The sequence below is a fragment of the Pseudomonas sp. RIT623 genome (genome assembly GCF_004519305.1).
GTDB lineage: Bacteria > Pseudomonadota > Gammaproteobacteria > Pseudomonadales > Pseudomonadaceae > Aquipseudomonas.
On sequence record NZ_SOZA01000018.1, the window covers coordinates 45,777 to 68,595 of the forward strand.

General features: G+C 65.4%; 33 protein-coding genes. 18 read left to right on the forward strand and 15 right to left on the reverse strand.

Annotated features, from left to right (window positions below; all coding sequences use genetic code 11):
- Window positions 1-5 precede the first annotated feature (5 nt).
- Complete coding sequence (gene cysS / locus E3U47_RS13990; RefSeq protein WP_134692026.1) at window positions 6-1,388, forward strand: cysteine--tRNA ligase; 1,383 nt, start codon at window positions 6-8, stop codon at window positions 1,386-1,388.
- Between the two features lie 121 nt (window positions 1,389-1,509).
- Here cysS and E3U47_RS13995 read toward each other — a convergent pair whose 3' ends face one another.
- The 9 genes from E3U47_RS13995 to E3U47_RS14035 all read right to left on the reverse strand — a co-directional run bounded on the left by E3U47_RS13995 (window position 1,510) and on the right by E3U47_RS14035 (window position 7,673).
- Complete coding sequence (locus E3U47_RS13995; RefSeq protein ID WP_134692027.1) at window positions 1,510-2,901, reverse strand: HAMP domain-containing sensor histidine kinase; 1,392 nt, start codon at window positions 2,899-2,901, stop codon at window positions 1,510-1,512.
- A complete protein-coding gene (locus tag E3U47_RS14000) occupies window positions 2,879-3,559 on the reverse strand; it encodes a response regulator transcription factor (protein WP_134692028.1) in 681 nt (226 codons plus the stop codon). Before E3U47_RS14000 ends, E3U47_RS13995 begins: the two co-directional genes overlap by 23 nt.
- A gap of 159 nt (window positions 3,560-3,718) precedes the next feature.
- On the reverse strand, window positions 3,719-4,738 hold the full coding sequence (locus E3U47_RS14005) for a branched-chain amino acid aminotransferase (RefSeq protein ID WP_134692029.1): 1,020 nt from the start codon (window positions 4,736-4,738) through the stop codon (window positions 3,719-3,721).
- A 125-nt stretch (window positions 4,739-4,863) separates the two neighbouring features.
- Window positions 4,864-5,106 carry a hypothetical protein gene (locus tag E3U47_RS14010; protein ID WP_134692030.1) on the reverse strand — a complete coding sequence of 81 codons (243 nt, stop codon included), beginning with the start codon at window positions 5,104-5,106 and terminating at the stop codon, window positions 4,864-4,866.
- Complete coding sequence (locus E3U47_RS14015; protein WP_134692031.1) at window positions 5,103-5,582, reverse strand: hypothetical protein; 480 nt, start codon at window positions 5,580-5,582, stop codon at window positions 5,103-5,105. The genes E3U47_RS14010 and E3U47_RS14015 overlap by 4 nt, the downstream gene beginning before the upstream one ends.
- A gap of 135 nt (window positions 5,583-5,717) precedes the next feature.
- Complete coding sequence (locus E3U47_RS14020; protein WP_372239508.1) at window positions 5,718-6,068, reverse strand: hypothetical protein; 351 nt, start codon at window positions 6,066-6,068, stop codon at window positions 5,718-5,720.
- On the reverse strand, window positions 6,068-6,433 hold the full coding sequence (locus E3U47_RS14025) for a glyoxalase superfamily protein (protein WP_134692033.1): 366 nt from the start codon (window positions 6,431-6,433) through the stop codon (window positions 6,068-6,070). The genes E3U47_RS14020 and E3U47_RS14025 overlap by 1 nt, the downstream gene beginning before the upstream one ends.
- Before the next feature lie 8 nt (window positions 6,434-6,441).
- Window positions 6,442-7,029, reverse strand: coding sequence for an HD domain-containing protein (locus tag E3U47_RS14030; protein ID WP_134692034.1), 588 nt, complete (start codon window positions 7,027-7,029; stop codon window positions 6,442-6,444).
- Window positions 7,030-7,109: 80 nt separating this feature from the next.
- Window positions 7,110-7,673 carry a helix-turn-helix transcriptional regulator gene (locus E3U47_RS14035; RefSeq protein WP_134692035.1) on the reverse strand — a complete coding sequence of 188 codons (564 nt, stop codon included), beginning with the start codon at window positions 7,671-7,673 and terminating at the stop codon, window positions 7,110-7,112.
- Between the two features lie 235 nt (window positions 7,674-7,908).
- Here E3U47_RS14035 and E3U47_RS14040 point away from each other — a divergent pair, with 235 nt between their 5' ends.
- From E3U47_RS14040 to E3U47_RS14095, 13 genes are all read left to right on the forward strand, one after another.
- Window positions 7,909-8,742 carry an urease accessory protein UreD gene (locus E3U47_RS14040; protein ID WP_134692036.1) on the forward strand — a complete coding sequence of 278 codons (834 nt, stop codon included), beginning with the start codon at window positions 7,909-7,911 and terminating at the stop codon, window positions 8,740-8,742.
- A gap of 10 nt (window positions 8,743-8,752) precedes the next feature.
- Window positions 8,753-9,055 (forward strand): urease subunit gamma, encoded by a 303-nt coding sequence (locus tag E3U47_RS14045; RefSeq protein WP_011533326.1) that lies wholly within the window; start codon window positions 8,753-8,755, stop codon window positions 9,053-9,055.
- A 10-nt stretch (window positions 9,056-9,065) separates the two neighbouring features.
- Window positions 9,066-9,383, forward strand: a complete 318-nt coding sequence (locus tag E3U47_RS14050; protein WP_134692103.1) for an urease subunit beta — start codon at window positions 9,066-9,068, stop codon at window positions 9,381-9,383.
- Window positions 9,380-11,083: an urease subunit alpha gene (gene ureC / locus E3U47_RS14055; RefSeq protein WP_134692037.1), complete on the forward strand. Its 1,704-nt coding sequence runs from the start codon at window positions 9,380-9,382 to the stop codon at window positions 11,081-11,083. The genes E3U47_RS14050 and ureC overlap by 4 nt, the downstream gene beginning before the upstream one ends.
- A gap of 53 nt (window positions 11,084-11,136) precedes the next feature.
- Entirely contained in the window at window positions 11,137-11,610 is a 474-nt protein-coding gene (gene ureE / locus E3U47_RS14060; RefSeq protein WP_134692038.1) for an urease accessory protein UreE, read from the forward strand.
- A 15-nt stretch (window positions 11,611-11,625) separates the two neighbouring features.
- Window positions 11,626-12,171, forward strand: a complete 546-nt coding sequence (locus E3U47_RS14065; protein ID WP_134692039.1) for a HupE/UreJ family protein — start codon at window positions 11,626-11,628, stop codon at window positions 12,169-12,171.
- The gene (locus tag E3U47_RS14070; protein WP_134692040.1) at window positions 12,171-12,845 is read left to right on the forward strand and encodes an urease accessory protein UreF; all 675 of its coding nucleotides are present in this window, start codon (window positions 12,171-12,173) and stop codon (window positions 12,843-12,845) included. Before E3U47_RS14065 ends, E3U47_RS14070 begins: the two co-directional genes overlap by 1 nt.
- Before the next feature lie 10 nt (window positions 12,846-12,855).
- Window positions 12,856-13,497, forward strand: coding sequence for an urease accessory protein UreG (ureG, locus tag E3U47_RS14075; protein WP_134692041.1), 642 nt, complete (start codon window positions 12,856-12,858; stop codon window positions 13,495-13,497).
- A 152-nt stretch (window positions 13,498-13,649) separates the two neighbouring features.
- A complete protein-coding gene (locus tag E3U47_RS14080; protein ID WP_134692042.1) occupies window positions 13,650-13,889 on the forward strand; it encodes a hypothetical protein in 240 nt (79 codons plus the stop codon).
- Between the two features lie 438 nt (window positions 13,890-14,327).
- The gene (locus E3U47_RS24975) at window positions 14,328-14,474 is read left to right on the forward strand and encodes a hypothetical protein (protein WP_167659484.1); all 147 of its coding nucleotides are present in this window, start codon (window positions 14,328-14,330) and stop codon (window positions 14,472-14,474) included.
- Window positions 14,475-14,730: 256 nt separating this feature from the next.
- Window positions 14,731-15,636: a LysR family transcriptional regulator gene (locus E3U47_RS14085; protein ID WP_134692043.1), complete on the forward strand. Its 906-nt coding sequence runs from the start codon at window positions 14,731-14,733 to the stop codon at window positions 15,634-15,636.
- Between the two features lie 42 nt (window positions 15,637-15,678).
- The gene (locus tag E3U47_RS14090) at window positions 15,679-16,614 is read left to right on the forward strand and encodes a DNA-3-methyladenine glycosylase (protein ID WP_134692044.1); all 936 of its coding nucleotides are present in this window, start codon (window positions 15,679-15,681) and stop codon (window positions 16,612-16,614) included.
- A gap of 175 nt (window positions 16,615-16,789) precedes the next feature.
- A complete protein-coding gene (locus E3U47_RS14095; RefSeq protein WP_134692045.1) occupies window positions 16,790-17,050 on the forward strand; it encodes a DUF1652 domain-containing protein in 261 nt (86 codons plus the stop codon).
- A gap of 15 nt (window positions 17,051-17,065) precedes the next feature.
- Here E3U47_RS14095 and E3U47_RS14100 read toward each other — a convergent pair whose 3' ends face one another.
- From E3U47_RS14100 to E3U47_RS14110, 3 genes are all read right to left on the reverse strand, one after another.
- Entirely contained in the window at window positions 17,066-17,680 is a 615-nt protein-coding gene (locus tag E3U47_RS14100; protein ID WP_134692046.1) for a Yip1 family protein, read from the reverse strand.
- A 90-nt stretch (window positions 17,681-17,770) separates the two neighbouring features.
- Window positions 17,771-18,058, reverse strand: a complete 288-nt coding sequence (locus tag E3U47_RS14105; RefSeq protein WP_134692047.1) for a hypothetical protein — start codon at window positions 18,056-18,058, stop codon at window positions 17,771-17,773.
- Between the two features lie 89 nt (window positions 18,059-18,147).
- A complete protein-coding gene (locus E3U47_RS14110; RefSeq protein WP_134692048.1) occupies window positions 18,148-18,462 on the reverse strand; it encodes a hypothetical protein in 315 nt (104 codons plus the stop codon).
- A 159-nt stretch (window positions 18,463-18,621) separates the two neighbouring features.
- Here E3U47_RS14110 and E3U47_RS14115 point away from each other — a divergent pair, with 159 nt between their 5' ends.
- The 3 genes from E3U47_RS14115 to E3U47_RS14125 are packed head-to-tail and all read left to right on the forward strand — an operon-like array spanning window position 18,622 to window position 20,746.
- Window positions 18,622-19,269, forward strand: a complete 648-nt coding sequence (locus tag E3U47_RS14115; RefSeq protein ID WP_256660276.1) for a secretin and TonB N-terminal domain-containing protein — start codon at window positions 18,622-18,624, stop codon at window positions 19,267-19,269.
- The gene (locus E3U47_RS14120; protein WP_134692049.1) at window positions 19,266-19,808 is read left to right on the forward strand and encodes an RNA polymerase sigma factor; all 543 of its coding nucleotides are present in this window, start codon (window positions 19,266-19,268) and stop codon (window positions 19,806-19,808) included. The genes E3U47_RS14115 and E3U47_RS14120 overlap by 4 nt, the downstream gene beginning before the upstream one ends.
- Before the next feature lie 29 nt (window positions 19,809-19,837).
- Window positions 19,838-20,746, forward strand: a complete 909-nt coding sequence (locus E3U47_RS14125; RefSeq protein ID WP_134692050.1) for a DUF4880 domain-containing protein — start codon at window positions 19,838-19,840, stop codon at window positions 20,744-20,746.
- Here E3U47_RS14125 and E3U47_RS14130 read toward each other — a convergent pair.
- A complete protein-coding gene (locus E3U47_RS14130) occupies window positions 20,739-21,332 on the reverse strand; it encodes a type II secretion system protein J (RefSeq protein ID WP_134692051.1) in 594 nt (197 codons plus the stop codon). The genes E3U47_RS14125 and E3U47_RS14130 overlap by 8 nt on opposite strands.
- Window positions 21,329-21,763, reverse strand: a complete 435-nt coding sequence (gene gspH, locus E3U47_RS14135) for a type II secretion system minor pseudopilin GspH (protein ID WP_134692052.1) — start codon at window positions 21,761-21,763, stop codon at window positions 21,329-21,331. Before gspH ends, E3U47_RS14130 begins: the two co-directional genes overlap by 4 nt.
- A gap of 117 nt (window positions 21,764-21,880) precedes the next feature.
- On the opposite strand from gspH, the gene E3U47_RS14140 reads away from it, so the two are divergent.
- Window positions 21,881-22,321 (forward strand): general secretion pathway protein GspC, encoded by a 441-nt coding sequence (locus E3U47_RS14140; protein ID WP_134692053.1) that lies wholly within the window; start codon window positions 21,881-21,883, stop codon window positions 22,319-22,321.
- Here the strand turns inward: E3U47_RS14140 and E3U47_RS14145 are convergent.
- Complete coding sequence (locus E3U47_RS14145; protein WP_134692054.1) at window positions 22,303-22,782, reverse strand: GNAT family N-acetyltransferase; 480 nt, start codon at window positions 22,780-22,782, stop codon at window positions 22,303-22,305. The genes E3U47_RS14140 and E3U47_RS14145 overlap by 19 nt on opposite strands.
- Between the last annotated feature and the right edge of the window lie 37 nt (window positions 22,783-22,819).

Below are 22,819 nucleotides of genomic sequence, written 5' to 3' on the forward strand. Positions count from 1 at the left end.
ACGCCGTGCTTTCGATCTACAACACCTTGAGCAAGACCAAGGAAGCCTTCAAGCCGCTCGATGGCAACAAGGTGCGCATGTACGTGTGCGGCATGACCGTGTATGACTACTGCCACCTTGGCCACGGCCGCAGCATGGTGGCCTTCGACCTGGTCACCCGCTGGCTGCGCAAGAGTGGCTATGAACTCACCTATGTGCGCAACATCACCGACATCGACGACAAGATCATCAACCGCGCCAACGAGAACGGCGAGTCGTTCGACGCGCTGACCGCGCGCATGATCGACGCGATGCACGAGGACGAGCGCCGCCTGAGCATCCTCAAGCCCGACCTGGAACCCCGTGCCACCGACCATATCCCCGGCATGCACGCGATGATCCAGACCCTGATCGACAAGGGTTACGCCTACGCCCCGGGCAATGGCGACGTGTACTACCGCGTCGGCAAGTTTGTCGGCTACGGCAAACTGTCGCGCAAGAAGATCGAAGACCTGCGCATCGGCGCGCGCATCGAGGTCGACGAGGCCAAGCAGGACCCGCTCGATTTTGTCCTGTGGAAGGGCGTCAAGCCGGGTGAGCCGTACTGGGATTCGCCATGGGGGCCGGGCCGTCCGGGCTGGCACATCGAGTGCTCGGTGATGTCCACCTGCTGCCTGGGCGAGAGCTTTGACATCCACGGTGGCGGCAGCGACCTGGAGTTCCCGCACCACGAGAACGAGATCGCCCAGAGCGAGGCCGCTACCGGCAAGCAATATGCCAACGCCTGGATGCATTGCGGCATGATTCGCATCAATGGCGAGAAGATGTCCAAGTCGTTGAACAACTTCTTCACCATCCGCGATGTGCTCGACAAGTACCACCCGGAAGTGGTGCGTTACCTGCTGGTGGCCAGCCACTACCGCAGCGCGATCAACTACTCCGAAGACAGCCTGCGCGACGCCAAGGGCGCGCTCGAGCGCTTCTATCATGCGCTGCGTGGCCTGCCGCGGGTGGCTGCCCAGGGTGGCGAGGCGTTCGTCGAGCGCTTCACCGTGGCGATGAACGACGACTTCGGCACGCCTGAAGCCTGCGCCGTGCTGTTCGACCTGGTGCGCGAGATCAACCGCCTGCGTGACAGCGACCCCGAGGCCGCTGCCGGCCTGGCAGGTCGTCTGCGCGAGTTGGGGGATGTGCTGGGCGTGCTGCAACTGGAAGCCGATGACTTCCTGCGCGCCGGCGCCGAGGGCAAGGTCGATGCCGCTGAAGTGGAGGCGTTGATCCAGGCGCGTCTGCAGGCGCGCAGCGACAAGAACTGGGCCGAATCCGACCGCATCCGCGACCAGTTGGCCGCCATGGGCGTGGTGCTGGAAGACAGCAAGGGCACCACCACCTGGCGCCTGGCTGACTGATTGGCGCCACTGGGGCTGCTATGCAGGCCTTTCGTGGCACAAGGCCGCTCCTACAGAGCTGCGTGGCCCCCCTGTAGGAGCGGCCTTGTGCCGCGAAAGGGCCGCAAAGCGGCCCCGCTCTTTATTGAGCTACCCCAGCCAATGGGCAATGCAACACCAACTTGGCCCCACCCAGCTCGCTGGCCCCCACCTCCAAGCCGAACCCATGCAGGTCGACGATCGCCGCGACGATCGATAGCCCCAGCCCGAACCCCGCGTGGCGATGGCCTTCCTCGCTGCGGTAGAAGCGCTTCAACACCGCCTCGCGCTCATCCGCCGGAATCCCCGGTCCACTGTCCTCGACTGCAATATGCACGCCGGTATCGTCCTCGCTGGCGACGATACGCACCTGTCCGCCCTCGGGGGTGAACTTGATCGCGTTGCCCACCAGGTTGGCCAACGCCTCGAACAGCAACTCGCGGTCGCCATGCAGCGCCGGCAACTGCGCGGGCTGATTCAGTTGCAAACAGATACCTCCGTCCTCGGCCAGCGGCAGGTAGAAGTCGTGCAACTCCACCAGCAGCCCCTGCGGGTCAAGCTGGACAAAGCCGGCGCGCCGCTGCCGGTCTTCAAGTTCACTGATGCGAAGTAGTCCACGAAAACGCGCCATCAGTGTGTCGGTCTCGCCGATTGCCTGATCCAGCGCCTCGCCTTCGGCGGAGCCGGCAGGGCTCTGCTGGCGAATGCGGTACAGCTGGGCGCGCAGCCGGGTCAATGGCGTGCGCAGGTCGTGGGCGATGTTGTCGCATACCCCTTTGACCTCGTGCATCAGCCGCTCGATGCGGTCGAGCATGGCGTTGACGATGGCCGCCAGCATGTCCAGCTCGTCACGTCGGGCCGACAGCGGCAGGCGGTGGGTGAGGTCGCCGGCAACGATCAGGTCGGCTTGGTCCTGGATGGCGCGGATGCGCTTGAGTGGCCGGCGGCGCAACAGGTACCAGCCGGCAAAGCCGGGAATCAGGGTCAGCGAGATCCCCCAGAGCAGGGCATGCAGGATGATCCGGGTCACCACGAACAACGAGCCGTTGTCGCGCACCAGCACCAGCCAGCGGCCGTCCTGCACCTTGATCGCCACCGCGTCGCAGCTGTCGCGGGGCAGGTGCGGGTCGTCGGCGTCCAGGCAACGCTTGAGTTCATGGACCTTGCCATCGAGCCCTAACTCCGCGGGGATGTTGCGGATGCGTCCGCCAATGGGGTTGAGCTGGCGATCGAACAGGCCGTAGGCATCGAAGCTGCGTTCTTCGAAGGCTTGGCTGGCGATCAGTGCATCGTCCAGCTGCTTGCCGCTCATGTGGGCGAACAGGTGCTGGCGTTGCAGCATGGAGTGGCGGGTGAGCTTGTTCAGGTAGCTGGTGACCTCGAAGTACAGCACCCCCATGAGGATGCTGCTCCAGGCCACGAACAGGAAACTGTACAGCGCCAGCAGGCGGCTGGTGGAAGAACTCCAGCCTTTAGACGGGTTCGGCAATGGCATAGCCGGAGCCCCGCACGGTACGAATCAGCGGGTTCTGGCCGGGCGAGTCGATCTTCTTGCGCAGGCGGCCGATGTGCACGTCGATCAGGTTGGTGCCAGGGTCGAAGTGGTAGCCCCAGACCTCTTCGAAGATCATCATCCGGGTGATCACCTGGCCGGAGTGGCGCATCAGGTACTCGAGCAGCTTGTACTCGGTGGGCAGCAGGTTCAGCGCCTGTTCGCCGCGGCGGGCTTCGTGGCTGATCAGGTCCAGCTCGAGGTCGGCGACCTGTAGGCGGGTCTGGGTCATCGGCACGCTGTTGCGGCGCAGCAGCACCTCGACCCGGGCGGCCATCTCGTCGGAGGCGAACGGTTTGGTCAGGTAGTCGTCACCACCGGCGCGCAGGCCGCGCACGCGCTCGTCGACGTCCGACAACGCGCTGATCATCAGGATCGGCGTGGCGATCTTCAGGCTGCGCAGGGTGGTGACGATGGTCAGGCCGTCGACCTCGGGCAGCATGCGGTCGAGGGTGATCAGGTCGTAGCCGCCGGCGATGGCCTTGGCCAGGCCCTCGCGGCCGTTGTCGGCCCAGTCGACTTCCAGCCCGTGGCTGGACAGTTCGGCGACGATTTCCTGGGCGGTGACGGCGTCGTCTTCGATGGTCAGTACGCGAGGCATGCTGGTTCCTGGGCGGCGAGTGGAGACCTGATTGTGCCAAAGAATAGACAAGCGGCGATTTAAGAAAAATTCATCTGGGAGCATGGAACGGTAGGCGCCATAAGCAAAGGGGGCATGCCATCGCTGGCATGCCCCCTTTGTTCACTGCAGGCGCATGCCTCAGGCGACCTTGACGATCCAGCCCGCTGGCGCTTCTACGTCACCGCTCTGGATGCCGGTCAGCTCGGCGTAGAGCTTCTGGGTGACCGGGCCGACCTTCTCCAGGTCGTGGAACACGTGCAGCTTGCCGTTGTACTCGATACCGCCGATTGGGGTAATCACCGCGGCGGTGCCACAGGCGCCGGCCTCGATGAAGCGGTCGAGCTGGTTGATCTCGACATCGCCTTCGATCACGGTCAGGCCCAGGCGCGATTGCGCCAGTTCCATCAGCGACAGACGGGTGATGCCCGGCAGCACCGAGGCCGATTTCGGGGTGACGAACTCGTTGTTGGCAGTGATGCCGAAGAAGTTGGCCGAACCGACTTCCTCGATCTTGCTGTGGGTCAGCGGGTCCAGGTAGATGGCGTCGGCGAAGTTGGCTTTTTTCGCCTCGGCGCCTGGCTGCAGGCTGGCGGCATAGTTGCCACCGACCTTGGCCGCGCCGGTGCCTTGTGGCGCGGCGCGGTCGAAGCTGGAAATCTGGAAGTTGTGCGGCTTCATGCCGCCTTTGAAGTACGAACCCACCGGGATGGCGAAGATCGAGAAGATGAACTCGGGCGCGGTGCGCACGCCGATGTTGTCACCGGTGCCGATCACGAATGGGCGCAGGTACAGGGCGCCTTTGCCGTGGGGCGGCACGAACTTCTCGTTGGCCTTGACCACTTGCTTGCAGGCTTCGATGAATACATCGGTGGGCACCTGCGGCATCAGCAGGCGAGCGCAGCTGCGTTGCATGCGCGCGGCATTCTGGTCAGGACGGAACAGGTTGATCGAGCCGTCCTTGCAACGGTAGGCCTTCAGGCCCTCGAAGCACTGCTGGCCATAGTGCAGGGCAGTGGAGCCTTCACTGATGTGCAGCACGTTGTCTTCGGTCAGGGTGCCCTTGTCCCACTCGCCGTCACGCCATACGGACAGGTAACGTTTGTCGGTCTTGATGTAGTCGAAACCCAGCTTGTCCCAGTTAATGCTTTCGTTACTCATGACACCCTCATTGCTCTTGCCCGAACACGGCGGGCTGCTTTTATATGCGCACCCCGCCACCATAATACATCCGGCGCGGATCGGGAACGGCCAGTCACACAATCCGCCGGGCGTGTACGTTCGGGTCAGTCGCTGTCGCGATGACGATTACGATGAACGAACAACCCTGAGCCTGTGCAGAGCAGAAATGTCACCCACATGACCCAATCCACGCCCAGGTACAGGCCCTGAGGAAGGAACCGCCAAATCAGCACACCTGCGCCAAGCAGAGACAGCCCAGCCCATTTGCGTACCTTTGCAGCGCGAAGGTTGTGGTAGAGCACGGCTGCTGCAAGTATGAGCAGCGCCGCGGCGATGAAGGCATTCATGGGTGCGCCTGGATAATAAGCGATTGGCTTGACCGTTGCGGTCCGATTCCTCCGCTGACACTCGCCTCTACGTGGACCATCCTGTCGCCCATGTGGTAAGTCGGTAACCTGCTGCTTGCCAGTGGGCCGATGGCCACCCCCAGCACGGCGCCGGTTATTGGCGCGACCAGGCCCACAGGTACGCCAATAGCTGTGCTGATTAGCGCACTGACGTGCCCGCGTTGGTCATTCAGTGTATCGGCTTGTTCTCTGGTGAGCGCCATGGAGATCGATACCCGAACTTGGCAGGGGCCTTTCGCCTGCGTACGGTCGTAGACCTGTATCAAGGTTTCTGTCACTCGATAGCTGGCCTGCCGAGCGCTCGTGAAATCAAGCATTGCAAGCTTTGCGCGGTCTGCTGGATGAATAGTCAGTTCATGAACATCAAGCACGATGCCGCGGTTGGCGATGACTTGATAGGTTTTCTCGAATTGCACTGTGACTTCCCTTTCGTTGCTGGGGCGTGTTTCCCAGGGCCTGACAGTGAAAGGTTTTTGCAGTTGAACGAAGCTCCGTTCTTCCGAATTGGTTGTGGGACTTTTCTGTAATTTTGAGCCGTTCGAGGATCCGCCTCAGCGCAAGCGCCGGTTCCAGTCGCCGCCATGATCGCGCCAGCAGGCTTCTTCGCTGTCGAAGCCCACGTGCCAGGCTACATGGTCCAGCGCGACGCCTGCATCGCTCAGTGCCTGGGCAGTCAGCGCGATCATCCGCGCCTTGTCCGTGCCGGCCAGTGCGCGGGCCTTGTCGGTGTCGTCGGCGAACACCCAGGTGATGCGCAGGCTGGCAGGGAAGTCATCGAGGTCGACCTGATGGGTGAGCCAGGCAAAGCCGACGATCTCGGCCTGGGCAGTGGCGCAGGCTTCGGTCAGGCAGGCGACCATCTCGCGCTCCAGGCGCGCCAGCGTTCGGCGATTACCAGCCATCAGTCGTCGATCTGCTGGCAGAAGCGCAGACGGTTGCCGAACGGGTCGGCCACCTGCATCTCCAGGCCCCAGTCCACCTCCTCGGCCGTGGGGCGGGCGTAGCCATACTGCTTGGCCAGCAGTTCGCGCTCAAGGGCCTTGAGGTCGGCGACCCGGGCGAACACCGCCGAGCCTGGGGTGGCATCGCCATGGTGTTCGGACAGGTGCAGGACCAGCCCGTCGCGGTGAATCTGCATGTACAGCGGCAGGTCGGCGGCGAAGCGATGCTCCCAGTCGAGGGTGAAGCCGAGGAAGTCGAGGTAGAACTCCCGGGCCTTATCCACCGAGAAGATGCGCAGAATCGGAATGGCGGGGGCGAATTGCATATACAGGCTCACTGATTAGTGGGGGGCAGGGGCGCCGTCATGCGCTCGCGCGTGTCTTTGTCGATCTGCTCGCGAAGGGCTTGGAACAGCGGCGAGGCGTCAGTATAGCGGCGGCCATAGTCGAGGTTGAAGGCGTAGTCGAAGTCCGGCGGATTGGCTCCCTGGGTGTGCTGCAACAGGGTTTCCAGCTTGTCCAGGGCCTTCACTGCGCGGGCCTCGGCGCTGCGTGCCGCACTGTACTCCTGCCACAGGTCGAGGATGTCGGTGCGCAGCGGCTCGTCGAGCACCGCGCACAGTTGCCGCAGGTCGGCGAATTCCTGCTGGTCCTTGTCCTGGCCGGGGTGTTGGTCGACGGCGGGGATATCGCCGTGCAACGCCTCGCCCAGGTCGTGGATGACACACAGTTGCACGACCTTCAACAGGTCGAGGCCAGGCATCTGGTCGGCGAACACCAGGGCCATCAGGCACAGCCGCCAGCTGTGCTCGGCGGTGCTCTCGGTGCGGCCGGTGGCGGTGTGGGCACTGCGTAGCACGTCCTTGAGACGTTCGGCCTCGCGTAGAAAGACCAGGCGGTTGGCCAGCAATTGATGATCCATTTCAGCTCCCCGGGTGGATACAGTCCGTTAGCCTAGACGTGGGGCTGCCCGTGGACCACGGATAATTTATGCGCGCAGGCTCAAGCCAGGGTTTCGACCAGGCGCGCGGCGCTGCCGTCGGCCAGCAGCAGACGGGTCCAGCGGCAGCGCCCGGCCGTGATCGGCACCACCCGCGAGCGGTTGTGGCCAGTGTCGAACTCCAGCGCTGGTGGCGCCAGCTGTTCGCGCCAGCCGAGGGCCTGCAGGCTGGCCTCGCGCTGCATGATCGCCTCGCTGCTGAAGCGCCAGAGCGAGTGCCCCAGCAAGTCTGACAGCGGCAGGGCGAACTCGGCGGCGCGGGAGGGCGAGCAGGCCAGCAGGCGGTGGCTGAGATCGCAGACCAGGTGCACCGGTCGCTGGTTGCCCTCCACCAACCGGGCCAACGCCCGGTCGGCGGCGGCACTCAGACGGGCGCCGAGCAGTTGCCCGAGCCGTGCCTGCTCCTGCGGGCTCATCAGCTGCTGGCCGCTCTCCCAGCGGGAAATGGTCGATTGCGCCACGCCGAACAGCTGGGCCGCGTGCGCTTGCTTGACCCGGTGCAGCAAGCGCCAGCGGCGCAGCGCGATACCCAGGCCGGCGGGTTGGGGCAGGGCGGTAGCGGGCATGGGCTGACCTGTCGGGCACTGGAACGGAGCGGCAGTGTCGCGCGGGCTCTACGGCAGGGCAAGGCGCACTGACCGGCGGTTCGCAAGTTTCATCTGCGTTCACCTGCGCAGTTGGCCCGCTCCCTGCTATATCCAGCCAGCGAATTTGATCGAGTGGTCAACCCGGCGCGCCAGCGCGCGACCGGCGCATGACCCTCCGGCCGGCCGCCAGGCCACGGATTTCAGGGGTAGCAGGATGACACTGGGGCAACGGATCGAAGCACCGCAGGCAGACCCAGGCTGGAGTGCCCACCTGCAGTTGCGCTTCAACCTGCGCGAGGGGGTGACCCGCCTTGGTGCGAAGCGCCATGTCGGACCTCTTTTGGTGCAGCGCCCGTTCCATCCCGAAGGCGCGCCGTGCCATGTGTATGTGCTGCACCCACCAGGCGGCATCGTTGCTGGTGACCGGCTGGACCTGGATATCCACCTCGAAACGGGCAGCCACGCGTTGTTGACCATGCCGGGAGCCAGCAAGTTCTACCGTAGCGTCGGCCCGACCGCGCGCCTGGCCCAACGTTTTCACCTGCAGGCCGGCAGCACCTTGGAGTGGCTGCCCCAGGACAGCATTTTCTTCAATGGCGCCCGCGCCAGCCTCGACAGCCGTTTCACCCTCGAGCCCGGTGCCCGCCTGCTGGCCTGGGAAACCCTGTGCCTGGGCCGTCCGGTGATCAACGAGGATTTCGCCCAGGGCGCGCTGGACAGCCGCTTGTGCATCGAGCTGCCCGACGAACCTGGCCTGCACGAGCGGCTGCGCATCGAGGGTGGCCACCTGGGCAAGCTCGCTGGCCACCCCTTGCTCGCCACCTTCTGCGCCACGCCCGCCGACCCAGACGTGCTGGAACGGGTCCGCCAGTTGCTCGATGGCTTGCCGACGCCGGCCGGGGCCACCTTGCTCGGCCCGCTGCTGGTGATCCGCCTGCTCGACCACGACAACCAACGCCTGCAACACAACCTGCAGCGCCTCTGGCACCTGCTGCGCCCGGCCGTGCTCGGCCTGGCGCCGTGCCCGCCGCGCATCTGGGCCACCTGAGAGAGCCGCCATGGAGCTGACCCCAAGAGAGAAAGACAAACTGCTGTTGTTCACCGCCGCGCTGCTGGCCGAGCGTCGGTTGGCCCGTGGCCTGCGGCTCAATTACCCGGAAGCGGTGGCGTTGATCAGCGCCGCGGTGCTCGAAGGCGCTCGCGATGGCCGCACGGTGGCCGAGCTGATGAGCCTGGGCCGCGAAGTACTGGTGCGTGAGCAAGTGATGGACGGTGTGCCCGAGATGCTCCACGACGTTCAGGTCGAAGCGACATTCCCCGACGGCACCAAGCTGGTGACCGTGCATGACCCCATCGTCTGAGGTGCTGCCCATGATTCCCGGAGAAATCCAGGTCGCCGCCGGCGACATCGAACTCAACGTCGGCCGCCAGACGCTCAGCGTCAGCGTGGCCAACCACGGCGACCGCCCGGTGCAGGTCGGTTCGCACTACCACTTCTTCGAGGTCAACCACACCCTGGTGTTCGAGCGTGCGCCGACCCGCGGCTTTCGCCTGGACATCCCGGCCGGCACCGCGGTGCGTTTCGAGCCGGGCCAGGCCCGTACCGTCAGGTTGGTGGCCTATGCTGGCAAACGTGTGGTGCATGGTTTTCAGGGCAAGGTGATGGGCGCGCTGGAGGGCAGGGCATGAGCCGTATTTCCCGGCAGGCCTACGCCGATATGTTCGGCCCCACCGTCGGCGATCGCGTGCGCCTGGCCGATACCGCGCTGTGGGTGGCGGTGGAGCAGGACTTCACGGTTTATGGCGAGGAGGTCAAGTTCGGCGGCGGCAAGGTGATTCGCGACGGCATGGGCCAGGGCCAGATGCTGGCCGCCGAGGCCATGGACCTGGTGCTGACCAACGCCCTGATCATCGACCACTGGGGCATCGTCAAGGCCGATATCGGTATCAAGCACGGGCGCATCGCCGCCATCGGCAAGGCCGGTAACCCTGATGTACAGCCAGGCGTGACGATTGCCGTGGGGCCGGGCACCGAGATCATCGCCGCCGAAGGCAAGATCGTCACCGCCGGCGGCATCGACTCGCATATCCATTTCATCTGTCCGCAGCAGGTCGAGGAAGCGCTGACCAGCGGCATCACCACCTTCATCGGCGGTGGCACCGGGCCTGCCACTGGCACCAACGCCACCACCTGCACCCCTGGCCCCTGGTACCTGGCGCGCATGCTCCAGGCCGCCGACAGCCTGCCGATCAACATCGGCCTGCTGGGCAAGGGCAATGCCTCGCGGCCCGAGGCCCTGCGCGAGCAGATCGACGCCGGAGCCGTGGGCCTGAAGCTGCACGAGGATTGGGGCTCGACTCCAGCGGCCATCGACTGCTGCCTGGGCGTGGCCGAGGAAATGGACATCCAGGTGGCGATCCATACCGACACCCTCAACGAATCGGGCAGCATCGAGGACACCCTGGCCGCCATCGGCGAACGTACCATCCATACCTTCCACACCGAAGGTGCCGGTGGTGGTCACGCCCCGGACATCATCCGTGCGGCGGGGCAGGCCAACGTGTTGCCGTCATCGACCAATCCGACCCTGCCGTACACGGTCAATACCGTCGACGAGCACCTGGACATGCTCATGGTCTGCCATCACCTGGACCCGAGCATCGCCGAGGACGTGGCCTTTGCCGAGTCGCGCATCCGTCGCGAGACCATCGCCGCCGAGGACATCCTCCACGATATCGGCGCCTTCGCCATGACCTCCTCCGACTCGCAGGCGATGGGCCGGGTTGGCGAGGTGGTGCTGCGTACCTGGCAGGTGGCGCACCAGATGAAGCTGCGCCGCGGCCCGCTGGCGCCGGACAACGACTTTAGCGACAACTTCCGGGTCAAGCGCTACATCGCCAAGTACACGATCAACCCGGCGCTGACCCATGGCATCGCCCATGAAGTGGGTTCGGTGCAAGTGGGCAAGCTTGCCGACCTGGTGCTGTGGGCGCCGGCGTTCTTCGCGGTCAAGCCGGCGCTGGTGCTCAAGGGCGGGATGATCGCCAGCGCGCCGATGGGCGATATCAACGGCTCGATCCCCACGCCGCAGCCGGTGCACTACCGGCCGATGTTCGGCGCCCTGGGCGCGGCGCGCCATGCCACGCGCATGACGTTTTTACCCCAGGCCGCCATGGACCGTGGCCTGGCCGCAGAGCTGAACCTGCGCAGCCTGATCGGCGTGGTCCATGGCTGTCGGCGGGTACGCAAGGCCGACATGGTCCACAACAGCCTGCAACCGCGGATCGAAGTCGACGCGCAAACCTACCAGGTGCGCGCCGATGGCGAACTGCTGGTGTGCGAGCCGGCCCACGAACTGCCGCTGGCCCAGCGCTACTTCCTGTTCTGAGGGAGCGATGCCAATCAACGTTGCACGTTCTGGTTTGTTTTGAAGGAGTGAACATGATCGTACTGACCCAAAGGCTCAGCGCCGCTGCCAGGGTGACCGGCAGCGTCACCCTGAGTGTCGACAGCCGTATCAAGAGCCGCCTGCGCGTGACCCTCGACGATGGCCGCGAAGCCGGCCTGATGCTCGAACGCGGCCACCTGTTGCGCGGCGGCGAACTGCTCGCCGATGCCGATGGCCGCCAGGTGATTCGCGTGCTGGCGGCGCCCGAAGCGGTGTCGACAGTGCGCTGCGCCGACCCACACCTGCTGGCGCGCGCCGCCTATCACCTGGGCAATCGCCATGTGCCGCTGCAGATCGAGCCGGGCTTGCTGCGCTACCAGCACGACCATGTACTCGACGACATGCTGCGTGGCCTAGGCCTGAGCGTCGCCGCCGAACAGGCGCCGTTCGAGCCCGAGGCTGGCGCCTACCAGAGCACAGCGCACAACCACGACCACCCGTTCGTGCGCCTGAATGCACCTGCCTGACCTTTGGAGCTTGCAATGAAAAAGACCTTGGCCTTTTTGCTGTTGATGGTGGCCCTGCCGGCCTTCGCCCACCCAGGGCACGATGCCAACCCGTTGCAGGATGGCTTGTTGCACCCGCTCACTGGCCTTGATCATCTGCTGATGCTGCTGGGCACCGGCGCGCTCGCCGCCCTGGCCAGGCGCCCCCTGAGCTTGCCGCTGGCGACCCTGGCGGCGATGTTCGGCGGCGCCGTGTGCGGCCACCTGTTCGGCAACGTGATCGGCATGGAGCAGATGATTGTCAGTTCGCTGCTGGTGGCCGCCGCCGCCCTGTTGTTGCCCAGCCGCCAGTGGCTGTTGTCGCTGATCATGCCGGTGTTCGCCCTGTTCCACGGCTGGGCCCATGGCGTGGAGGCCACCCCGAGTGCGTTCTGGCTGTTCAGCGCCGGCTTCGTCACCGTCAGTGGCCTGTTGCTGGCGGCAGGTTTCGCTGGCGGTTGCCTGTTGCGGCGTCACCCGGGGTTGCAGAAAGCCTTCGGTGGCGGCCTGCTGGCCGGTGCCGCGCTGGTGCTGGCCGGTTGATGCACAGCGACCTGGCGCTGCTGCGCCTGCTGCAACTGGCCAGCCCAGGGCTGCCGGTGGGCGGTTTTACCTATTCGCAAGGCCTGGAATGGGCCGTCGAGGCCGGTTGGGTGAGCGGTGCCGTGGGCTTTGCCGCCTGGCAGCGTGAGCAATTACGCGACACCCTGGGCTGTCTCGATTGGCCGGTGCTGGCCCGCCTCTACCAAGCCTGCCAGGCGCATGATGCACAAGCGTTCGCCCACTGGACGCGCTTTCTGTTGGCCAACCGTGAAACCGCCGAGCTGCGCCTGGAAGAGTGCCAGCGCGGCAGCGCCCTGGCGCGGCTGCTCGAAGGCTGGCAGTTGGCCCAGGAGCCGGCCTGGCGCTCCAGTCTCGAACTCAGCCAGCTCGGTGGCATGGCCTGGCTGGGCGCGCATTGGGCGATTCCGCTGCGCCAGCTTGCCCTCGGCCATGGCTATGCCTGGCTGGAAGGGGCGGTGATGGCTGGGGTCAAGCTGGTGCCGTTCGGCCAGCAAGCCGCCCAGACGCTGTTGCGCGATTTGGGCGCGGAACTGCCCGGCGTGCTCGATCAAGCCTTGATGCTGCAGGACGGCCAGCTCGGTGGTGGCCTGCCACTGCTGGCGATTGCCTCGTCACGCCACGAAACCCAATACACCCGTTTGTTCCGTTCCTGAGGATTGCCCCATGCAAAACTACCAGCAACCCCTGCGTGTCGGCGTCGGCGGCCCGGTCGGCTCCGGCAAGACCGCACTGCTCGAAGCCCTGTGCAAGGCCATGCGCGATGAGTACCAGATCGCCGTGGTGACCAATGACATCTACACCAAGGAAGACCAGCGCATCCTCACTGAGGCTGGCGCCCTGGAGCCCGAGCGCATAGTGGGCGTCGAAACCGGCGGCTGTCCGCACACCGCGATCCGCGAGGATGCTTCGATGAACCTGGCCGCGGTCGAAGCCCTGGCGCGAAAATTTGGCAACCTCGAGGTGATTTTTGTCGAGAGTGGCGGCGACAACCTCAGTGCCACCTTCAGTCCGGAATTGGCCGACCTGACGGTGTATGTGATCGATGTCGCCGAGGGCGAGAAAATTCCGCGCAAGGGTGGGCCGGGCATCACCAAATCGGATTTCCTGGTGATCAACAAGACCGACCTGGCGCCCTACGTAGGGGCCTCGCTGGAGGTGATGGCGCGCGACACACGACGCATGCGCCCTGAACGGCCGTGGACCTTCAGCAATTTGAAGCAGGGTGAAGGCTTGCAAGCCGTGATCGATTTTATCGTTGAGCGAGGGATGCTCGGGGTAGGGCGTCGTCGGCGCGAAGGCGCTTAGGTCAAGCGATCGGGGTGTTGCCCACGCGATCGTGCGTAAACGGCGGCCCGCTTGAGGGCGCAGGGCCACCTTCATAGGTTTGGCTGAGGAGGTAGAGTCATCGGGGGTGGCGGCGTACCTTGCCGCCAGTTCACTGACTCAAGGACGCTAACATGAATACCACGGCATTGATCGCCCTATGGATTGTCGCAAACTCAGCTCAGGTACAGCCTGATGACTGCGCCCCGCAGGCAATTCTCCCTTCACCCTTTACCCCGCCTGCGTCGGCGAGTGGCAATGCCGCGCAGGTAGCGGGGCTCGGGCACTACGGTGGTGTGACCGCGATGGACTGTCCGGACGATACCTTGCGCACATCGGTTGGGCATTGCCAGCCATTCTTCGAGTTCGACTGAGCCTTGTGATAATGCTGTGCCGCAGGCGAGGCTCTTCGCCTGCGTTCCCTTCGTCAGGTTGGGTTCGAGTACGCCCAACCTGAGCCCTTCGGTGTTCCACACGCGCCTGCGCGAAGCACCTAAGCATTGAGCCTGTCAGCTGCCCTGAATGCGTTTTCCGGTCAATCTGCGGCCGTCTGGAACGCCTCGCTCAATGCGCTCCCTGGCCCGCGTTGTAGGAAACTTCACAGCGTTGCGGTAGACCAGTGCAGGACTAAAACACCATCGCCATTGAATTGAACGGGCTTTGTGCACGACAGAGGAAGATATCCAGTCGTTGCACCAGGCTTTGGCAAAGGAATGTAGTCGGTGATGTAAGTAAAGTTCGTCGGGCTGACGGCAGAAAGGATTGAGAAAGTTCATCTGCAGCAGCCCCAACAAATACTACAGAAGGATTACATGATGAAACGCCTTGCACTGATCGCATTTCTGGCCACTGCTGGTCTGACCCAAGTCGCCCTGGCGGGTGATTGGCCAGACAATTGCCCGGAAGGTACCTACCCGACGCCAGTGGGTCATTGCCAGCCTGCCTGGGATTTTGAGTGATCGTTAACGATCGACTAGCGCCCTAGGTGGATTAACCCCCGTCCGTATCGCCACGGACGGGGTCTTTTGTGCAAGGCCGTCCTGTCGAGCGCCGGGTTGGCAGTTGACGGAGCTGCTCGGTGGGCGGCAACCGAGGGACAGCGCAAATGTGCTCAAGGCATAGGCAAATCCTTGGTCGCGTGATCTGCCGCAGGTTTAGGCGTCGAGGTAAAGTGACAGAAAAACCGATGCCGTGCCCCGCGCCAGAGAGGTATCCATGGCCTCCTATACCTTGCGTCAACTCAAGTACTTCGTCACTACCGTCGAGGCTGGCAGCGTGGCCGAGGCTTCCCGTCAGCTTTATATCGCCCAGCCATCGATTTCCACCGCGATCAAGAGCCTGGAGGAAAGCTTTGGCGTGCAACTGTTCATCCGCCATCATGCCCAGGGCGTCTCATTGACCCCAGGTGGCAAGCGTTTCTATGCCAAGACCCGGGCGTTGCTGCAGATGGCCCATGAATTCGAGCAGAACGCCCTGGCCGACAACGACACCGTAGCTGGACAGATCGATATCGGCTGCTTCGAGACCGTGGCACCGCTATACCTGCCGCGGCTGATCGCCGGTTTTCGTGAACGTTACCCGGGAGTCGACATCCGCCTGCGCGACGGTGAGCAGCAGGACCTGATTCAGGGTTTGACGGCCGGCACCTTCGACCTGGCCTTTCTCTATGATCATGACCTGGACGGCACCATCGAGACCGAACCGCTCATGCCGCCCCAGAAGCCCTACGTGCTGCTGCCCGAGAAGCATCGTTTCGCCGGCCAGGCCCAGGTGTCGCTACGCGACCTGTGCCCGGAACCGATGATCCTGCTCGACGTGGCGCCGAGCCGTACCTACTTCGTCAGCCTGTTCAATGACCTTGGGTTGACGCCGAACATCGTCTTCAGCTCACCGTCGATCGAAATGGTGCGCGGGATGGTTGGTCAAGGCTTTGGGTTTTCGCTGTTGGTCACCCGGCCTCATTCTGAATTCACCTATGACGGGCAGCGCCTGGTGACCCTCGATATTGCCGAGCCGGTGGCCTTGTCGGGGTTGGCTGCGGCCCATCTGAAGCGATTGCAATTGACCAAGCCGGCGCAGTTGTTCGTGGCTTTTTGTCGGGAGCAACTGGCCAGTGGGTAGCGCAGGCTTGCCGGGAACAGAATCAGCCGAGATGATGCGCCCATGACTCGATTCACCGGTTTGCACGCCGTCCGGCGTAGCCTGTCTGCGCAGGGGCCGCAGTGGCTCTGGCTGCGCTACCAGCGACCCTATCATTGGCCGTCGACCTTGGCGTTCTTCGCCGCGAGGTGTATTCCCGGTATCGAGAGCTGCCTGGAGGGTGTATATCGGCGCAGTTTCGTCTGGGCGGGGCGCCATGGCGTGCTCGAGGCCAAGCCGGGGGTGTGCCTTCGGGTGCGTCTGAGCGGGGTGGCTCCGGCGCAAGTTCCTGGGTTGATTGCTCGCTTGCGCCGCGTGTTCGACCTGGATGCCCAGCCCGCGCGGATCGCCGCGGCGCTCTGCGCCGACCCGTTGATGGCACGCTTGCTGGCCGCCCGCCCGGGCCTGCGTGTGCCCAAGGGCTGGGAGCCCTGCGAGCAGGCGATGCGCACTGTGCTGGGGCAGCAGATCAGTGTCGCCGGCGCCATGACCCTGGCCGGCCGGCTGGTGGCTCGACATGGGCAGCCATTGCACGCCGCCGAGCCGTGCTTGAGCCATGTGTTTCCCGGCGTCGAAGCACTGGCGGTGGCTGAGTTGACCGGACTGGGCATGCCCCAGGCGCGAGCAATGACCTTATCGACCCTGGCCAGGGCCTTGCTCGTTCAGCCCGACTTGCTGCGGTCGGGCCAACCGCTTGAGCGCGCTATCAATCGCTTGTGCCTGCTCAAGGGTATCGGCCCGTGGAGCGCGCATTACCTGGCTTTGCGCCAGCTGGGCGATAGCGATGCGCTGCCCCTGGGGGACGTGGCGCTGGTCAAGGCCCTGCGCCTGCATGAGGGCCCGTTGGCACAACTGGCCGAACGCGCCCAGGCCTGGCGCCCTTGGCGTGCCTATGCGGCGCAGCACTTGTGGGCCTCGTTGGCCGACTTTCCCCCGGCAAGCGGTCGCCAGGGCAGGTAAGCGGTCGGGTTTGGACCACCTGTCGGATCAGCGGGACTGTCGGTCGAACGATCTGCCTGCGACCAGGATCTTCCACTAAGGTGCAAGAGGATTGCGCTGCTCTTCATAGCCTGGGCGAAGGGACCGTCGCCGGGGCGTAATCACCCACAACAGGCCAGACAGAGAGGGACGTACCATGTCGTTGATTGGCGTTTCGATGCTTGAAATGCGGCAGATGATCGAACAGGCCTGCCTGCCCGATCGCTGCGAGGTGAGCTGCCCGGATGGCGAATACCTCACTATCCGCCTGGGCCAGGGCCAGAGCCTGGACGATTGCCTGACTGTCACCGGGGTGCCGGTGACCAGCCTCAACAGTTGCCGCGACCTGGTTGGCCTGGTGACCCAGCTCAAGGAGCAGCGTCACGGCCAGCCGCAGCCGCTCAAGGCGTTTGCCTGAGCGGCGACAGCCCGGTCAGCCGAGGCTGGCCGGGCGCACATATTCAGGCATCAGGCCGTTGAACCAGAACAGGATCATCGACACCAGCAGGGTGACCAGCAGCAACAGCCCCACCCCCCAGATGCAGGTGGCGAACAGCATGGCTTGCTCCTTGCGCAGCCGCAGGAAGGTTTGCAGGCCGCCATACAGCAGCACGCTGGCATAGGCCGACGCCGCCAGCAACGCCACCACCGCCACCCAACGCACCGGGACCAGGCCCACCACCCCGGCGAAGAACCAGGGCGTGGCGCAATAGGCGGCAAAGCCGATGCATTGATTGAGGTTCGGTTGCACATCGAAACCGCGCGACATCCAGCGGATCATCACCCCCATCAACATCACCCCGACCACGGTCGTGGCGTACAGCAGCCCGGCCAACTGCGCCGCGCTGGTCGCGTCCAGGCGTACCCGTGCCTCGGTGGCCAGGCTCCAGCCCAAGGTGCTGGTGCCGACGAACAGGCACAGGGCCGGGATCAGCGCCAGCACCAGCAGCCGTGGCAAGTATTGCTGCGGGTGGTCTTCCTCGGCCCGGCGGATCTCGATCCAGGCGTCGGCTGGGTGGGTGAAGAGCTTGAGCAATGGGCTGTTCATGGTGTTCTCCTCGCAAGGCATGCACTGCCTTTGTGCTATGGAGACGCGGGTTCGCGGCAGGGTTCAGCCGGGCTTAACGCCGTTGATCGGCTATTGCAGCTCCAGCAGCAGGTTGAGGCCGCCGTCGCCGCAGCGCACATGGTCGCGGACCACGCCGTGGTAGCTGCGGCCCTCCCAGACGAACGCGACACTGTGGGCGCGCTCCACCTTGCCCGGCAGCGGCGGTTCGATATGCAGGCGCAGGGCCGGGCGCCCCTGCAGGTTGAGGGCTGCCACCTGCACCTGACAGGCGGCGCGCTGCGCTACTGGGCCGAACAAGGTGTCACGGACGAAGTCCAGCTCCAGGCAGGCACAGGGCGCACGGCAGGACATCTTCATGGCGGGCTCCCGATGAAAGAGGCGATACATCAATCATTGGAAGCCTGGCGCAGGAAGGTGTTCAAATTATTTCAATGCCGTTGGGCGGCTTACGGGCGCTGCGGCACTGCCGATGTGCCAAAGCTATTACCCATGCGCGTCGAGGTTGCCGCCGGGGTGGCCAGCCCCATCTGGTTGGGGGCCTTGCGCTGCAACTGGCGCGCCGGGTCGAGCTGTTCGCGCAGGCCTTTGGCCGCCTGCGCGGCGCCACCCTTGAGTTGTTCGGTCAGGCAGCCGTAGGCCAGCGCACGTGCCTGGCCGACTTGCACATCGATACAGCCTTGCGCAGGTTCGCGCTGCTCGGCGAACACCGGCCCGGTGGCGGCCAGCAGCAAAGCAAGGGTGGTGAGCGATAACCGGCTCATGGTGCGGCTCCTCGATCGAATCCTGGCGCAAGTCTAGCCCCCGCGGGCCCGGGGCGGGGTGAAGCTTTGGTTGCGGTGGGCTGTCACCACAGCGTCATACACAGGCCCCAGGATGACGTCTTCCCGGCGACTGCGGCCAGCAAGGAGGCCCGTTCATCCGTGCGTGCATTGCTCGTGGCCGGTGCGCTGATGCTGGCCTGGTCGCTCGCTGCGACTCCGCTGCGCGGCCAGCCGTTGCTGACCCTGGACATTCCGGCACAAGCCTTGGACCAGGCCTTGGACAGCTTCGCCCGGCAAAGCGGCCTGGCAGTGCTGGTCGATCAAGCCCTGGTGGGCGGACAGCGCTCGAGCTCTGTACGTGGGCGTTATGCCGCGCGTGAGGGGTTGCAACGCTTGTTGCAGGGCACTGGATTACAGGCACGCTACAGCGGCAGTGGTGGCTTTACCGTGCAACCGTTGCGGTTGAACGACGTTGCACCGCGCAAGCGGCAGGGCAGCGGCTTGGCAGGCGGTTACGCCCTGGCGTTGCAGCAGGCGGTGGAAAGGGCCCTGTGCGGTTCGACGCTGACCCGGCCGGGTGGTTACCGAGCGGCCCTGCAGGTCTGGATCGATGGTCGCGGCCAGTTGCTGCAGAGTCGCTTGCTGGCTTCGACCGGTGATCCCTTGCGCGACGCCGCGGTGATCGAACGCATGCGTGCGGTACGCCTAGAAGAGGCGCCGCCAACATCCCTGGCGCAGCCGGTAACCCTGCTGTTGCGCCCGGTACCCATGGATTGCCCATTTTCGCAAGGAGCTGCGGCGGCATGAACAAACCCCGGGACAGTGCGCTGATCAAACTGTTTCTGTCCTCCTACGACGCCTTCAGGGTGCGCCTGAAACGCCGGCTGGGTTCGGACGACCTGGCCAACGATGTGCTGCAGGAGACCTACCTGCGGGTCGATCGCCTGGAGGCCGTGCACGATGTGCACAAGCCCGGCGCCTACCTGTATCGCATGGCCCTCAACGTCGCCGCCGATCGCCGCGAGGCCGACGCGCGCCTGCTCACCGGCGCCGAAGTGGAGGCCTTGCTACAGGTTGGCGAGGACCAGGACCCGGCGCGTATCGTCGGCGGCCAGCGCGAGATCCAGAGCCTGATGGGCGCCTTGTACGAGTTGCCGGCGCGGCGGCGACGGATTTTCATTGCCGCGCGCCTGGAAGAGGCCTCGCACCTGGAAATCTCCCAGCGCTTCGGCATATCCACGCGCACGGTGGAAAAGGAACTCAAGGCGGCGCTGGGCCACTGCGCGGCGCGCCTGGACAGAAAAGTGTTTCAGCGCTTCGGTCCAGGCGCGGGAAAACCGTCTTGATCAATAGTCGACCCATTCATGTGAGCACCATGCCCAAGATTGCGCCCGATTCCGACTTGCAGCGTCAGGCCCTGGACTGGCTGGTTCGGTTGACTTCCGGCCAGGCCACCGAGGCCGATGCCAAGGCCCTCAGGCACTGGTGCGCACGCAGTCCCGCGCATGCCGAGGCGTTCGTCCAGGCCCGGCAACTGTGGCAACTGCTGGGCCCGGCGGCGCGCCAGGCCCGCCAGGTGGTGCCGCTGCCGACGCTGAGCCGGCGGGCGCTGCTCGGTGGCGCGGTGGCGGCTTCGGCGGCGCTGGTGATGTGGCGTGGCGGTTGGCTGCAAGGCTTCGCGTCGGCGCCGGCGGCCTTTGCCACCGAGGCGGGTGAGCAGCGCCGCATCGAGTGGGCCCCCGGCGTCGAGCTGGAACTGAACGTGCGCACCCAGGTCGGTCGTGAGGCGCACGGGATTGCCCTGTTGCGTGGCGAGATCGAAGTGCAGGCCCGCCGGGCCGTGCAGGTGCGGGCCGGGGAGGGGCTGATCGATGCCGAGCAGGCCCGCTTCAACGTGCGCGAGGATGAGGGTGGCGTCTGCGTCACCTGCCTGAGTGGCGAGTTGCGTATCGCCACCCAGGGCCAAGCCGAGGTGCTGCCGGCGGGGCGCCAACTGCGCTACGACGCCCAGGGTCTTGGCGTCGCCGGGGCCTTCGATGCCAGCCAGGTCATGGCCTGGCGCGAGCGCATGCTGGTGTTGCGCGATGCCCCTCTGGCCCAGGTCATCGACGAGATCAACCGCTACCGCCCCGGGCGCCTGGTGTTGCTCAACCCAAGCCTGGGCCGACGTCGGGTCCAGGCCCGATTCAGTTTCGACCAGTTGCCCCAGGCCGCCGAGCTGATCCGCGCCGCTTATGGCGCACGTTGCCTGGAGTTGCCCGGCGGCGTGGTCCTGGTCAGTTGAACGGCCCCAGCACCTGGCGGTAGCGCTCCTCGCCCTGTGGGCCGCGCCAGTGCAAGCGCACTTCAAGCCCTGGCGGATCGTCCCGCGCCTCGCCGCCTGGCGCCTGCCACCCCGCCTTGGCCTGCCACGCCCGCAGGTTGAAGGCTGTCACGTTGTCCAGTACCGCTACTGCAGCCTTTGGTGCTGGCAGTGGGTAACGCGCGCGCAGTGGCGCGGCGGCCCGGTACAGGGTGCCGCCCCGCACGAACCAGCGCACCCGTTGCAGGCCGCTGCCGGGCACGGCGCCAACGCGCACCAGCTCCAGGCGTTCGGCGCGCACGCGCAAGGCAGGCAGCAGCGGTTTGCCGGGCGCTTCGCGGCCGGGCAGCGGTGGCTCCAGCAGCTCGACCGAGGCGCGCAGGGCCAGGTCGCGCTCCAGTTGCTGGAAGACCCGCTGCAGCGCCTGGCTGTCCTCGCTGGCCTGGCGTACATGACGATCGGCGCGGCTGACGCTGTCCAGGCCTCGCCAGGCGATCAGGCTGACCACCGCCATCAGCAGGATGGCGATCATCACTTCGAGCAGGGTGAAGCCTTGTTGGTGCCTCATGGCTGGCTGACCCTGAGCGCGCCAGCGGCACTGCGTGTCAGGTCCATGCGCACGGCGCCGCTGCGCAGGTGCAGGGTCAGCGGCGTGCCGATCCATTCGCCCTCCAGCCAAAGCGGCCCCGGGGGCTCGACCTGCACCCTGACCGCGTCGGCTTGCCAGCGTCGCGGCTTGAGCGGGCCGTCGGCAAGCGGTTGGCCGTCGGCGCGGACGAAGCGGTAGCCTTCGCGGTCGCTGCGCCAGCGCAGCGGCTGGCCATCGGCCTGGGCCTCGCTCTGCGCCAACTGCAACAGGCGGGCCAGACGCTCGGCATCGGCGCGCAGCTGCTTGCCCGGGTCGGGGCGGATGTTCAGGCTGATGGCGGCGCTGGCGATGCCGACGATCACCAGCACCACCATCAGTTCGATCAGGGTGAAACCACGTTGTCCTGGCACGGCAGCGCTCCTTGTCCATGCCTGCCAGCTTGCCCGAGCAAGATGATCGCGATGTGAAACAAAACCGTGAGGATTGCCCGCTATGCTCGGGCACAGGCCCACAAGGAGCGCGTGACCATGCCGATTGTTCGTCTCAAGCTGTCCCCCGGTCTGTTGTTGCAAGGGCTGGGCGTGTTGGTTGCCGCCGCCGGGTTGGTGACTTGGGCTGCGCTGCTGCTGCCGTCAGCGCCGTCGGCCGCCTCGGCTGAGCCGGTGATGGCGGTGCCGTTGAGCGAGACCCCGGCGGCGCGCTGGTTCGCGGATATCCCGCTGCAACTGCAGATCAGCGTCAGCGGGGTGATGGCTGGCAGCCAGGGCGCGGTGGCCATCGTCAGCCTCGACGGTGGCCCGGCCCGCGCGGTACGCAGTGGCGAGGAGCTGGCGCGCGGCGTGCGCCTGGTCGCCATCGAGCGTACCGGGTTGCTGATCGAACAGGCTGGCCAGCGCCGCCGGGTCGAGGTGCCGGTGCTGGCTCAGGCATCGTTCTGGGGCGAAGCGCCTCAGCCTTCGGCGAACTGACGCAGGCGCTCGCCGTCCAGGCGGTAGCGGATCCACTCGTCCTGTGGCTCGGCGCCCAGGGATTGGTAGAAACCGATGGCCGGTTCGTTCCAGTCCAGCACGCTCCATTCCAGGCGCCCGCAGTGATTGGCCAGCGCTTCTCTAGCGATATGCCGCAGCAACTGGCGACCGGCACCGTCGCCGCGTTGTTGGGGGCTGACGTAGAGGTCTTCGAGGTAGATGCCGTTACGCCCCAGCCAGGTGGAGTAGCTGTAGAAATACACGGCGAAACCGATCGCCTGGCCGTCGCGTTCGCAGATCAGGCTATGCACGGTGCTACCGGCGTCGAACAGGCTGTGCTCGATATCGGCGAGGGTCGCCACCACTTCGTGGCGGGCGCGCTCGTATTCGGCCAGTTCGGTGATGAAGGCAAGGATCTGCGCGGCATCGGTGCGTGCTGCGCGGCGGATGGTCAGGCTCATGGTTTGGCTTCCTTGTGCAAGGCTCTGGGGCGACAGG